This is a genomic window from Skermanella rosea (assembly GCF_016806835.2).
GTDB lineage: Bacteria > Pseudomonadota > Alphaproteobacteria > Azospirillales > Azospirillaceae > Skermanella > Skermanella rosea.
This window is the reverse complement of sequence record NZ_CP086111.1, coordinates 2,159,156-2,171,349: the sequence shown is the minus strand read 5'-3', so window position 1 is coordinate 2,171,349 and position 12,194 is coordinate 2,159,156. Positions and strand designations below refer to the sequence as shown.

The 12,194-nt window shown below is 67.4% G+C and carries 12 protein-coding genes; 6 read left to right on the top strand and 6 right to left on the bottom strand.

What is annotated here, in order from left to right:
• Positions 1-31 precede the first annotated feature (31 nt).
• The 5 genes from JL101_RS09920 to JL101_RS09900 all read right to left on the bottom strand — a co-directional run bounded on the left by JL101_RS09920 (position 32) and on the right by JL101_RS09900 (position 4,082).
• A complete protein-coding gene (locus tag JL101_RS09920; protein ID WP_203102578.1) occupies positions 32-550 on the bottom strand; it encodes a gamma carbonic anhydrase family protein in 519 nt (172 codons plus the stop codon).
• Between the two features lie 98 nt (positions 551-648).
• Positions 649-1,488 carry a hypothetical protein gene (locus JL101_RS09915; RefSeq protein ID WP_203102576.1) on the bottom strand — a complete coding sequence of 280 codons (840 nt, stop codon included), beginning with the start codon at positions 1,486-1,488 and terminating at the stop codon, positions 649-651.
• A 148-nt stretch (positions 1,489-1,636) separates the two neighbouring features.
• Positions 1,637-1,972, bottom strand: a complete 336-nt coding sequence (locus JL101_RS09910) for a YdbL family protein (protein ID WP_203102574.1) — start codon at positions 1,970-1,972, stop codon at positions 1,637-1,639.
• Complete coding sequence (locus tag JL101_RS09905) at positions 1,969-2,253, bottom strand: YnbE family lipoprotein (RefSeq protein ID WP_203102572.1); 285 nt, start codon at positions 2,251-2,253, stop codon at positions 1,969-1,971. Before JL101_RS09905 ends, JL101_RS09910 begins: the two co-directional genes overlap by 4 nt.
• Positions 2,250-4,082, bottom strand: coding sequence for an intermembrane phospholipid transport protein YdbH family protein (locus JL101_RS09900; protein WP_203102570.1), 1,833 nt, complete (start codon positions 4,080-4,082; stop codon positions 2,250-2,252). Before JL101_RS09900 ends, JL101_RS09905 begins: the two co-directional genes overlap by 4 nt.
• Positions 4,083-4,263: 181 nt before the next feature.
• Here JL101_RS09900 and glpD point away from each other — a divergent pair, with 181 nt between their 5' ends.
• The 6 genes from glpD to JL101_RS09870 all read left to right on the top strand — a co-directional run bounded on the left by glpD (position 4,264) and on the right by JL101_RS09870 (position 10,188).
• Entirely contained in the window at positions 4,264-5,805 is a 1,542-nt protein-coding gene (gene glpD / locus JL101_RS09895) for a glycerol-3-phosphate dehydrogenase (protein WP_228435388.1), read from the top strand.
• A 122-nt stretch (positions 5,806-5,927) separates the two neighbouring features.
• Positions 5,928-6,452: a peptidylprolyl isomerase gene (locus tag JL101_RS09890; RefSeq protein ID WP_228435479.1), complete on the top strand. Its 525-nt coding sequence runs from the start codon at positions 5,928-5,930 to the stop codon at positions 6,450-6,452.
• A gap of 249 nt (positions 6,453-6,701) precedes the next feature.
• A complete protein-coding gene (gene xylF, locus JL101_RS09885) occupies positions 6,702-7,748 on the top strand; it encodes a D-xylose ABC transporter substrate-binding protein (protein WP_228435387.1) in 1,047 nt (348 codons plus the stop codon).
• An 88-nt stretch (positions 7,749-7,836) separates the two neighbouring features.
• On the top strand, positions 7,837-9,069 hold the full coding sequence (locus JL101_RS09880) for a sugar ABC transporter permease (RefSeq protein ID WP_203102566.1): 1,233 nt from the start codon (positions 7,837-7,839) through the stop codon (positions 9,067-9,069).
• Positions 9,070-9,082: 13 nt separating this feature from the next.
• Positions 9,083-9,862 carry an ATP-binding cassette domain-containing protein gene (locus tag JL101_RS09875; protein WP_203102564.1) on the top strand — a complete coding sequence of 260 codons (780 nt, stop codon included), beginning with the start codon at positions 9,083-9,085 and terminating at the stop codon, positions 9,860-9,862.
• Positions 9,863-10,008: 146 nt separating this feature from the next.
• Positions 10,009-10,188, top strand: a complete 180-nt coding sequence (locus JL101_RS09870) for a hypothetical protein (protein WP_203102562.1) — start codon at positions 10,009-10,011, stop codon at positions 10,186-10,188.
• 14 nt (positions 10,189-10,202) lie between these two features.
• On the opposite strand, the gene JL101_RS09865 is transcribed toward JL101_RS09870, so the two are convergent.
• On the bottom strand, positions 10,203-11,984 hold the full coding sequence (locus tag JL101_RS09865; protein WP_203102561.1) for an SLC13 family permease: 1,782 nt from the start codon (positions 11,982-11,984) through the stop codon (positions 10,203-10,205).
• Positions 11,985-12,194: the final 210 nt, after the last annotated feature.

Sequence of the window (12,194 nt, the reverse complement as noted above, 5' to 3'; positions counted from 1 at the left end):
GCGCACCGATTGCCCCGCCGCCTTCCGGCCGTCAGGGCCGCCGGTAGCTCGCCGCCAAGTCCACGTACTGACGGGCCGACCTCGGGAAGAAGTCGATCTCCTCGGGGGTGACCTCGCGCATGAAGCGCGCGGGCGTTCCCGCCCAAAGCTCCCCCTTGCGGACCCGCTTGCCCGGGGTCAGCAGGGCGCCGGCGGCCACCATGCCGCCGGTCTCCACATAGGAGCCGTCCATCAGGCAGGCCCTCATGCCGACGAAGCAGCCGCTCTCCAGCGTGCAGGCGTGCAGCAGGGCCATATGGCCGATGGTGATGTCGTCGCCGATATAGGTCCCCTGCCCCTTCGAGGCGACATGGATCACCACGCCGTCCTGGATGTTGGTGCGCGCACCGATCCGGACGACGTTGACGTCGCCCCGGACCACGCAGCCGAACCAGATCCCGGAATCCTCGCCGATCTCGACGTCGCCGATGACCACCGCGGTATCCGCGATGAAGGCGCTTTCATGGATTGCAGGTGACTTGCCGTGGTGCGGCATGATCAAGGCGGTCATGGTCTCTTCCCCAGTCGCGGTCGTCCGTCGAGACGGCGACACTTAGCCGTCCCGCCGGGAATAACCAAGCCCTGGATGAAGGATCACCGGTCCGCCGGTCAGCGGACGAACTGGCCGTAATGGTTGGCCATCATCTGGGACAGCATCTGCTGGCGGACCTTCGGGTCCCTGCTCATCAACGCCGCCGTGGGATCGGAGGGAGACGACTGGCTCGCCGCCGAAGCGGAGGATTTGCCGCCCTGCATCTGCGCCCGCAACTCGTCCAGGGGGCCGCTGTCGCCGTTGCGGAAAGCCTTCAGGGCGTCGGAGGTCTGCTGCACTTTGGACAACGCCGTCCGGGCCTTCTCCAAGGCGGCCGACCCGGCGCTGGACGCATCGGCCGGCAGCCGGCCCGTGGTCGAATAGGATGCGTTGGCCAGTCCGGAAGCGACCTCCTTCGCCGACAACCCGACCGTCTTCCCCTGATAGTCGAGCACGGTCGTGTCGGATGACGAAACCTTCTTGTCCCGCACGAGTCCGACCTCGACGCCGATCGAGCGCACGCTGGAAGAGGATCCATAGTTGGTGCTGACCGAGCCGACCCGGATCTCGACGCCCTTCACGTCCTTGGATGACGCCGCCTTGTCGATCTGCGACGACAGGGATTTCAGCGACTCCTCCGTCGCCTTCGCGCGCTGGTCCTTGTCCTTGTAGATTCCGCCCAGCACGTCGTTCAGCTTGGTCCGCAGCTGATCCCGCAGGCTGTCGGCGGTACGCGGCTTGGCCTGGTCGAACTCCAGCTTGATCGCCCCCGCGGCACCGCTGGACCGGGTCGTCGGCGACGCCTTCTCCGAAGCCGCCGGGGTGGCGGCCGAGTCGGTCGTCGCGGCCGATGTCCTGGCCGTGCTGGCCGCACTCGTCGTCGAATAGGCGGACAGGAAGCTGGATATCGTCACCATGGCCGAAACTCCTTTCTGGAGCCCTGTCTTCTCTGGAGCCCTGTCTTCGGCCGCCGGGACGGTATCCTGGCGGCCGAAGTTCACATACCCCTAAATCGTAGCACGGGATCGTGCCGCAGGGTAGAAAAACAACCGCGGCGGATTGATCCTATTTGCGCCGCCAGTCGCCCGACGCCGTCATGACGTACTGCCCGCCGGGCGTCCGCTCGATCAGCTGGCGGCCGGCCACGGCCTGCACGCTCTCGACCGACGCCCCGTTGGTCCGGGCCACCTGGGCATACCGGTCGAGCCGCTGGGCATTGATCCGGTCCACCAGGGCGCGGATGTCGGCGGGAACGGTTCCGGCGACGAAGCCTATCAGCCCGTCGGGCCGCTCGCCGACCAGTCCCGCCTGCTTGGCTTGGTCCAGGGGAGCCTGCGCCACCGCCGGAGCCGCGGCCCCGGCCCACAGGGCCAGCGCGGCTACGATCAACAAACGTCTCATGGCGTACCGCCTCCCTTTTCGCCGGCACCTTGTCCGCCGCTCCGGGGCGCGCTGCCGGACGGCAACCCGAAGAGCTCGGGATCGTCGGCGAACACCTGCTCCAGGTCACGCTCGACCTTGATCCGGACTTCCTGTTCGATGCGGATGTTCAGGTTGATCTCGATCGGCTTGTCGGGAGCCTCGACCTTGACCGTCGGGCTGCAGGCCGCCAGCACCGGGGCGAGGCCGGCCAGCGCCGTTCCGAGAAGCAGGCGCCGGCGCGCGATCGGGATGTGCGTCATTTGTCCTGGGCCTGGAATTCCTGGATCCGGTCGCGTACCGCTTCCGGAATCCGGTAGGTTGTGATGCCGCGCCGCAGGATCGTGTCGAGCGCGCCGTCGACATTAAGGTTAAGCGCCACCGGATATCCATCATAGAAATCGGGATTTGATCCGCGGATCGCGAAACCGATCGCCATCTCGCCGCCCGCCGTCCCGTTGACCTCCAACTCGATCGATTCGTACCGGAAGTCGGTCAGCGCCTGGAGCAGCATGTCCGTGCTGCTGCCGGGATCGCCCTCCAGGAAGGACGGGGGCGCCTCCGGATCGTACCGAATGGTGCCCGGCCCCGTGGTTTCCAGCTTGCCGTCCGCGACGGTCACGGAGTCTGGGCCGATCCGGACAGGCAGGCGCCCGCCCAGGGTTCCCGTGGCCGACAGTCCGTCGACCGCCGCGACCGACAGGAGCTTCTGAAGGTCGATTCCCGTCGCTTCCAGCTCGATCGTCCGCTCCTCGCCTCCCGGTTCGAAATCGCCGGGCCCGACATCGAACGGAACGGCCCTCACGAACCCGCCGGCCCACTGCCATTCGGCCCGCGCGACGGATAGCCTGTCCGCCGCGATCCCGAAATCGACGACGGCGTTCGTCAGGGGCAGGCCGACATCCATCAGCGCGACCGACAGGATCTGCCCCGGCGGCAGGCGGAGCGGGGCCAGGCTGTCCGCGGTCAGGACCGCGTTGATGCCCTGCGCCGTGACGCCGCCGGCCACGATCGCCGCGTCCTCGATCAGGATCGATGCGCTCCCCTTGCCGCTCCCCTCCCCCCAGGCGAAGCTTCCGTCCACGCCGAAGGTGCCGGTTGCGCTATCGACCCACTCGCCCAGGAGGGGGAACAGGCCGGTGAGGCCCGGGCTATCGGGCGGAAAGCGGACGGGCGGCATCCTAACCTCGGCCGACCCCGCCCCGGCAGCCATGTCCTGCTCGCCAGAGATGGCGACGGCGACCGTGCCGGCCGCATCCTCCAGCCGCGTATCGAAGCGCACCGCTGCAAGGGGGTCCCCCTCCGCGTGGCCCTTTGCCCGAAGCGGCGCCACCAACGGCTCCGGCCGGTCATGGCGAATCGTCGCGATGGCGTAATCGGCCGTCAGGGGCCGTCCTTTCGCCGGATCGAAACTCGCCGTGCCGGACAGGCCCTCGCCCACGACGGCCTGCCGGGGAAGCGAGATCGTTCCCTGCCGCCATGCGACGTCAAGCCCCGTGGGAGCCCCGGTCGCCGCCAGGGCCGCATCGACCACCATGGCGGGAAACCGTCCGGCCACCGGCATTCCCCGCACGGTCAGCCTGAGCGGCGCTGGCTTGACCGCGAACGCCAGCGTCGTGCCCTCGGCCAGGCTGTAGTCGAGGAAGCCCTTGCCGGGCACGGCTTGCAGGCACAGCGATTTCGGTTCGCTCACCTTCACCGGCCCGGCGGCGGCCCCGGCGGCGGTCAACGTGACGCACCCGTCGGGGACATAACTCCACCGGCCGTCCTCCGACCGGATCGTCCCGGAGGTACGCAAGGCGGCATCCTTCGCCTCGATCCCGTCCGGCATCAGCCCGGACAGCGGCATGTCCAGGTCCAGCCGGCCGCCGATCCCCGCGGCGAAGGAATAGGCCAGCTCGATCCGACCGATCCGCCGCTCCCTCGCCGAGTCGTTCCAGATGTCGATGTCGGTGCCGGACAGGTCCATCCGCACGACGTCGACCCGAGCGCCCGGCCAGCCGGAGTCGCGGAGCATCCGCTCGCCCTGCCATTCGACCAGGGACGGCAGGCCCAGCACCCCGGTCCCGAGCACGGCGATCAATGCCAGCAAAATCCATGTCCAGCGACGCGCCATCGCGTCCCCACCTCCCGCTCGCCGATATGCTTCACCTACGGAAGCTAGCACTCCGTCGTGTCAGAAAAAGGACATTCGGGAATGTTCGTTTGCGAAAACACAGGACGCGCATTATGTTCGTTTTCGAACATACCGAGGGGCTTTTCGGAGGATGAAGATGGATCGGCAGGATTCGGCGGTGGATCTTCTGGTGATCGGCGGCGGCATCAACGGCGCCGGCATCGCGCGCGACGCGGCCGGCCGCGGGCTTTCCGTCATCCTGTGCGAACAGGCCGATCTCGCCAGCGCCACCTCCTCCTCCAGCAGCAAGCTGATCCATGGCGGGCTGCGCTATCTCGAACAGTACGAGTTCCGCCTGGTCCGCGAGGCCCTGGCGGAGCGCGAGGTGCTCCTGCGGATCGCCCCCCACATCATCTGGCCGATGAGGTTCGTGCTGCCGCACAACCGTCTGCTCCGCCCGGCCTGGATGATCAGGCTGGGCCTGTTCCTCTACGACCATATCGGGGGACGGCGCAGCCTTCCGGGCACCAGGAGCCTCGATTTCCGGACCGACCGGGCGGAGGGCGCGCCGCTGAAGCCGGAGCTGGCCCGCGGGTTCGCCTATTCCGACTGCTGGGTCGAGGACAGCCGGCTGGTCGTGCTCAACGCCATGGATGCCCGCGCGCGCGGCGCGGAGATCCTGCCGCGCACCCGCTGCGTAGAGGCGCGGCGCGAGGGCGGCCGCTGGACCGCGCGGCTGAAGGACCTGGCGACCGGCGCCGAGCGGGTGGTCACCGCGCGGATCCTGGTCAACGCCGCCGGCCCCTGGGTCGAGCGCTTCCTGCACGGGATCGCCGGCCAGAAGGGCAATGCCCACATGCGGCTGGTCAAGGGCAGCCACATCGTCGTTCCCCGCCTGTACGAGGGCGACCACGCTTACATCCTGCAGAACACCGACCGCAGGGTGATCTTCGCGATTCCCTACGAGCACCGCTTCACCCTGATCGGCACCACAGACATCCCGTTCCAGGGAGATGCCTCGGATGTCCGGATCGATCCGGAGGAGACCGCCTACCTGTGCGACGCGGTGAACCGCTATTTCCGGACGGAGATCGGGCCGCAGGACGTCGTCCGGAGCTATTCCGGCGTCCGCCCGCTCTATGACGACGACAGCGCCGCGAACCCGTCCACCGTCACGCGCGACTATGTCTTCGACCTGTCGGGCGGGACCGGGGAAGCGCCGCTCCTGTCGATCTACGGCGGCAAGATCACCACCTACCGCCGCCTGGCCGAGCACGCCATGGACAAGCTGGCGGGCTTCATCCCCGGCCTGGCGCCGTCCTGGACCGCGAAGGCACCGCTGCCCGGCGGCGACATGCCGGACGCGCGGTTCGAGCCCTTCGCCGCCGCGTTCAAGGCCCGGCGCCCCTGGCTGCCCGCCGCGGTGGCGCAACGCCTGTGCCGGCTCTACGGCACCATGGCCGAGGGGATCGTCGGCGACGCCGCCTCGCTCCAGGACATGGGAACCGATTTCGGCGGCGGCCTGTACGAGCGCGAGGCCGCTTGGCTGGTCGACCGGGAATGGGCCCGCACCGCCGACGACATCCTGTGGCGCCGGACCAAGCTGGGCCTCCATGTCCCGGCCGAGGGTGCCGAGCGCCTCGCGCATTGGCTCGCCCAGCGGCTCGCCGGGTCGAAATCCCTGGCGGCGGCTAGCTGACGGCCGGCCCCCGACGGGTGGTCGCGAGGCACGGCTTTCTTCCCGCGACAGCTTCCACTATGGTCCCCGCGTCACCGACCTGCACTGTGGAAGCAACGATGCGCTGGTTGAAGACCCTAATCATGGCGACCCTGATGGGCGCCTTTCTCTGGAGTGGGGAGGCTTTTGCCTTGGATCCTGAAAACACCCTCTATCTCGACCTGAAGGATGGCCGAGTCGTGATCGAGCTGAAGCCCGATCTGGCTCCCAACCACGTCGCGCGGATCAAGGAACTGACCCGCCAAGGCTTCTACGACGGCCTCGTGTTCCATCGCGTGATCGACGGCTTCATGGCCCAGACCGGCGACCCCCGGGGCGACGGCACCGGCGGGTCCGGCCAGAAGCTGAAGGCCGAGTTCTCGAACTACAAGCATGTCCGCGGCACCGTCTCCATGGCGCGGGCCCAGGATCCGAACAGCGGCGACAGCCAGTTCTACATCATGTTCGCCCCGTCCCCCCACCTGGACCGCCAGTACACGGTCTGGGGCCAGGTGGTCGAGGGGATGGAGTTCGTCGACAACATCAAGAAGGGGTCGTCCATGCGCAACGGCGCGGTGACCGACCCCGACCGCATCGTCAAGATGCAGGTCGCCGCCGACGCCCAGTAGGCGCCGGTTCCGCCCTCTCCCGGCCGCGGGAGAGGGCGTCGGCCGCCGCGCTTCGCCGGCGGTGCCGATGCCCGGCGAGGCCGATTGATTTGGCCTGTGCGCCATGGCATCGTTGGGCCGCGGCAGTGTGTAGCAGAGCGACAATGCCGCACCGTCCGGTGGCCCGGGCGTTGTCTCAAGCAGTTTTGAATAGATCGCCACGGTAATGCCGGGCCAACAAGAATGAACCTATGGGGGAGGCGGAACTCAATGAATGCTATCAAGCATGCGCTGATGGGCGTGGGCGCGGTGCTCGTCATGACGGCATCGACCGGGGCCTGGGCGCAGAAAGTCGTCGTCGGGGTAAGCTGGTCCAACTTCCAGGAGGAACGCTGGAAGACCGACGAGGCCGCCATCAAGGCCCGCCTGGCCGAGTTGGGCGCCGACTATATCAGCGCCGACGCGCAGAGCTCGCCTTCGAAGCAGCTCGCCGACGTCGAGAGCCTGATCACCCGCGGGGCCACCGCGCTGATCGTGCTGGCCCAGGACAACAACGCCATCATGCCGGCGATTTCCAAGGCGACCGCCGAGGGCATCCCCGTGGTGGGGTATGACCGCCTGATCGAGGCGCCCGGCGTGTTCTACCTGACCTTCGACAACAAGGAGGTCGGCCGCATCCAGGCCCGCGAGATCCTGAAGGTCAAGCCGCAGGGCAACTACGTCTTCATCAAGGGCAGCGCCGCCGATCCCAACGCGGACTTCCTGCATTCCGGCCAGGTCGAGGTGCTGAAGCCGTCGATCGACAAGGGCGACATCAAGGTCGTCGGCGAGCAGTACACCGACGGGTGGCTGCCCGAAAACGCCCAGCGGAACATGGAGCAGATCCTGACCGCCAACAACAACAAGGTGGACGCGGTCGTCGCCTCCAACGACGGCACGGCGGGCGGTGCCATCGCCGCGCTCTCCGCCCAGGGCCTGCAGGGCATCCCCGTGTCCGGCCAGGACGCCGACCAGGCGGCGCTCAACCGGGTGGCCCGCGGCCTGCAGACCGTCAGCGTCTGGAAGGATTCGCGCGAGCTCGGCAAGACCGCGGCCAACATCGCCGTGGAACTCGCCAAGGGCGCCGAGGCCTCGCAGATCAAGGGCGCCACCAAGTGGAACCAGGGCGCCAAGGGCGTCGAGTTGGACGCGATCTTCCTGACCCCGATCCCGATCACCAAGGACAACCTCAACCTGGTGATCGATGCGGGCTGGGTGACCAAGGCCGTGGCCTGCCAGGGTGTCGACAAGGCCAAGGCTCCCAAAGCCTGCATGTGAGCCGTCGCCTCCCGAATCGTTGAACGGCGATCGCGGGCCGCCGGGCTTCCTCCGGCGGTCCGCGATTTTCGCATGAGGGTACCTGACAATGACGACTGTCGTTGAATCGCCCGGAACGGCGCGGCCGCAGGGCGCCCGCAACCTCATCGCCGCCCTGGAGATCGACACCAGGCTGCTGGCCATGGCGGCGGCCCTGGCGGTGATCTGGGTCGGGCTCGACATCATGACGGGCGGCATCTTCCTGACGGCGCGCAACCTGTGGAACCTGTCGGTCCAGACCAGCGTCGTCGGCATCATGGCGACCGGCATGGTCCTGGTGATCGTCGCCCGCCACATAGACCTGTCGGTCGGCTCTGTCCTGGGCTTCGTCGGCATGGTCATGGCCGTCCTCCAGGTCGAGGTGCTGCCGATCGGCACCTCCTGGACCTGGGCGGTGTCCCTGGTCGCCGGCCTCGCCATGGGCGCCCTGATCGGCGCCTTCCAGGGATGGTGGGTGGCCTACCGCGCCGTCCCCGCCTTCATCGTCACGCTGGGCGGGCTGCTGATCTTCCGCGGCCTCGCCTGGTGGATCACCGAGGGCCGGACCGTCGCCCCCATGGACCCGACCTTCCAGCTCCTGGGCGGCGGCCTGGACGGCTCGATCGGCGCCTTCTGGAGCTGGGTCGTCGGCGGTCTGTTCATCGCCGCCGTGCTGTTCAAGACGGTCCGCACGCGCCAGCGGCGCAACCGGTTCAACTTCCCCGTCCGCCCGCTCTGGGCCGAGGCGCTGATCCTGGCGGTCTCCATCGGCCTGATCGTGGCGTTCGTCATGGTGATGAACTCCTACTATCGGCCGCGCACCCAGGTGCCGCAGGGCATCCCGATCCCCGTGCTGATCCTGATCGTCGTGGCGGTCGCCATGTCGGCGCTGACCAAGGTCACCAAGTTCGGCCGCTACGTCTTTGCCATCGGCGGCAATCCGGAGGCCGCCGAACTGGGCGGCATCAACGTGCGCAAGGTCACGGTGATGATCTTCGTGCTGATGGGCGTGCTGGCCGCCATCGCCGGCGCGATCCAGACCGCGCGGCTGAACGCCGGCCTCAACTCCACCGGGTCGCTGCTGGAACTGTCCGTCATCGCCGCGGCGGTGATCGGCGGAACCTCGCTGGCCGGCGGCGTCGGCACCATCGCCGGCGCGATCCTGGGCGCCCTGATCATGCAAAGCCTGCAGAGCGGAATGATCCTGCTGGACATCTCGACGCCGATGCAGCCGGTCGTGATCGGCCTCGTGCTGATCCTCGCCGTCTGGCTCGATACCGTCTACCAGAAACGCCGCCGCTAGGAGGGCCCGAGAGATGACAGGAAACGTTCCGCTGGTGGAAATGCGCGACATCTCCATCCAGTTCGGCGGCATCAAGGCGGTCGACGGCGTGACCGTGGACCTCTATCCCGGCGAGGTGGTCGGGCTGCTGGGCCACAACGGCGCCGGCAAGTCGACCCTGATCAAGATCCTGTCCGGCGCCTACCAGGCGAACTCCGGCCAGATCCTGATCAACGGCCAGCCGGTGGAGATCCGCAGCCCGCGCGACGCCAAGGCGCTCGGCATCGAGACGATCTACCAGACCCTGGCGCTGGCCGACAATATCGACGCCCCCGGCAACCTGTTCCTGGGGCGGGAGCTGATGACCCCCTGGGGCACGCTTGACGACGACGCCATGGAGCGGGCGACCCGCGACGTGATGGGCAGGCTCAACCCCAACTTCCGCAAGATCAAGGAGCCGGTCAAGAACCTGTCCGGCGGCCAGCGCCAGTCGGTGGCGATCGCCCGCGCCCTGCACTTCAACGCCAAGATCCTGATCATGGACGAGCCGACCGCGGCGCTGGGACCGCAGGAGACCCGGCAGGTGGCGGAACTGATCAAGCAGCTGAAGAAGGAAGGCATCGGCATCTTCCTGATCAGCCACGACCTGCACGACGTCTTCGACCTGTCGGACCGGGTCAGCGTCATGAAGAACGGCAAGCTGGTCGGCACCTGCCACACATCCCAGGTCACCAAGGACGAGGTCCTCGGCATGATCATCCTGGGCAAGCTTCCCGGGCAGCAGACCGCGCAGGAACTGGAAGGAATGCACTGAGGCTTTGAAGCGGGATCATCAAGGGATTCCTTACCATAAGCTCAAAAGCTTTTTGCTATTCCTTCACCTTAAGCGCACGTACCCTGTGGACAGATCAGGCGGTCCGGATCCCAGCCGGACCGTCGCCACCGACCGGGGTACGCGCCATGAACCACCACCTGCAGCCCGCCAGCATCAACTCCGCCATCCGGAATGCGCGTCTTCTCTGCTACGAGACCGGACCGCAGCCGAGCTTCGACAAACCTACCTTCCAGATGGCGATGGACATGGCCTACAGGCTCGACGACCTGCTGTGCGGGTCCAAGATGCCGCGCTTCGCCGACTGACCCGTCCCCACCGGTCAGAACGGCCAGAACACCGGGATCAGGAAAGTCGCGACCACCCAGAAAAGCAGGTTGAGCGGCAGCCCGACCTTGACGAAGTCCATGTACTTGTAACCCCCCGCGCCATAGACGAACGTGTTCGTCTGGTAGCCGATCGGCGTCGCGAAGCTCGCCGAGGCGCCGAACATCACGGCGACCACGAAGGGCCTCGGATCGACGCCGAGCTGCTGTGCGATCCCGATGGCGATCGGCGTCAGCAGCACGGCGACGGCGTTGTTGCTGACGATCTCCGTCAGGGCGGAGGCCAGGAGATAGACCAGCGACAGCATGATCAGGGGTTCGTTGCGGCCGACCGCGTCGACGACGGCTCCCGCCACCAGCTCGACCGCCCCGGTCTTCTCCATCGCGGCGCCGAGTGTCAGCATGCCCAGGATCAGGAACAGGATACGCCACTCGATCGAGCGGTAGGCCTCGTCGCGATCGAGGCAGCCGGTCAGCACGACGCCCACCGCGGCGATCAGCGCAAGCCCGGCGATCGGCATGATGTCCAAGGCCGCCAGGATGACCACGGCCAGGACCGCGCCGATCGCGATCGGCGCCTTGGCGCGGCGCATCGGGTTATGGACCGGCTCCGTCAGGTTGATGAGGTCGCCCGAGTCGACCAGCCGCCGGACCCCCTCCTCGGGACCTTCCAGGATCACCATGTCGCCGACCTCGAGGCGGACCTCCTCGAACTTCTCCCGGAGATTGACCCCCTGCCGGTGTACCGCAATCATGTAAAGCCCGTACCGCCGCCGCAGGTTGAACTCGGCCAAGCGGTGATCGACGAAGCCGGAGCGCGGGCCGATGATGCCCTCGACGACGCGGGTGCTCCGGGTGGACATCTCCTGAAGGTCGACCTGCGGATCGAAGGCGAAGCCGGCATGCTCCCGCAGGCCCATCACGCCTTCCATCCCGCTCTTCATTAGTATGCGGTCTCCCGCGCGCAGCACGACGGTATCCAGCTGCCGGCGCAGCGACTCGTCCTGCCGCACCACGTCGATGACCCGCGCGTTGGCGAGGTTGACGAGCTTGGCCTCCTTCAGGGTCATGCCCGTGACCGGACTTCCCGGCGGAACCACCACCTCGGTCAGGTACTGCCGCTGGGGCTGGTTGGACAGCAGTTCTCCCGTGGTCTCCCGCTCCGGCAGCAGGCGGTAGCCGACCAGCACCAGATACGCGATGCCGACCAGGGCCATGATCACGCCGAACCCGGTGATCTCGAAGATGCCGAAGGCTTCCATGCCCATGCGCTGGGCGACGCCGTCCACCAGCAGGTTGGTCGATGTCCCGATCAGGGTGCATGTGCCGCCGAAGATCGCGGCGAAGGACAGCGGGATGAGCAGCTTGCTGGGCGCCATCCCGAGATGGAGGCAGAGCCGGACTGCGACCGGCGTCAGGATCACCACGACGGGCGTGTTGTTGATGAAGGCCGAGGTGACCACCGCCAGCCCGACCAGCATCAGGAACGCCAGCATCCTGTCGCGCCCCACCACCCTCATGGCGGCGTTGCCCATCGCCTCCACCACGCCGGTCCGCTCCAGCGCGGCGCTCAGCACGAACATCGCGGCGACCGTCGCGACGGCGCTGTTGCTGAACACGGACAGCACCTCGTCGGTGTCCAGGATGCCGGTCAGAAGCAGGATGGCCGCCGTCGACAGGGCCACGATGTCCGGCGGCACCCACTCGCGGACGAACGCGACGAAGACGCCGACGAGCAGCGCGAAGACCACGATGGTCTGGAAAGTGAGGGCGGACATCGGACTCCGGATATGGCGCGGGGGCCGGCCGCGGGATGCGGACTTCAATGGCGCACGCTTCGCTATCATCAGCGGTCGCGCCCGACAAGCCGCAAATAAAGCTTATTAAGCTAATGCTGTCATGTTGCGACCGGAGCATCTATACTGAATATCGGATCATGCTTGGAGGAGGCGGAAGGGTTGCAGGCGGATGGCCCGCCGCCCATCCTT

What these genes read in the sequence shown, in the direction of transcription:
- JL101_RS09920 (WP_203102578.1), bottom strand. Translation starts at nt 550, where the DNA reads ATGACCGCCTTGATCATGCCGCACCACGGCAAGTCACCTGCAATCCAT.
- JL101_RS09915 (WP_203102576.1), bottom strand. Translation starts at nt 1,488, where the DNA reads ATGGTGACGATATCCAGCTTCCTGTCCGCCTATTCGACGACGAGTGCG.
- JL101_RS09910 (WP_203102574.1), bottom strand. Translation starts at nt 1,972, where the DNA reads ATGAGACGTTTGTTGATCGTAGCCGCGCTGGCCCTGTGGGCCGGGGCC.
- JL101_RS09905 (WP_203102572.1), bottom strand. Translation starts at nt 2,253, where the DNA reads ATGACGCACATCCCGATCGCGCGCCGGCGCCTGCTTCTCGGAACGGCG.
- glpD (WP_228435388.1), top strand. Translation starts at nt 4,264, where the DNA reads ATGGATCGGCAGGATTCGGCGGTGGATCTTCTGGTGATCGGCGGCGGC.
- JL101_RS09890 (WP_228435479.1), top strand. Translation starts at nt 5,928, where the DNA reads ATGGCGACCCTGATGGGCGCCTTTCTCTGGAGTGGGGAGGCTTTTGCC.
- xylF (WP_228435387.1), top strand. Translation starts at nt 6,702, where the DNA reads ATGAATGCTATCAAGCATGCGCTGATGGGCGTGGGCGCGGTGCTCGTC.
- JL101_RS09880 (WP_203102566.1), top strand. Translation starts at nt 7,837, where the DNA reads ATGACGACTGTCGTTGAATCGCCCGGAACGGCGCGGCCGCAGGGCGCC.
- JL101_RS09875 (WP_203102564.1), top strand. Translation starts at nt 9,083, where the DNA reads ATGACAGGAAACGTTCCGCTGGTGGAAATGCGCGACATCTCCATCCAG.
- JL101_RS09870 (WP_203102562.1), top strand. Translation starts at nt 10,009, where the DNA reads ATGAACCACCACCTGCAGCCCGCCAGCATCAACTCCGCCATCCGGAAT.
- JL101_RS09865 (WP_203102561.1), bottom strand. Translation starts at nt 11,984, where the DNA reads ATGTCCGCCCTCACTTTCCAGACCATCGTGGTCTTCGCGCTGCTCGTC.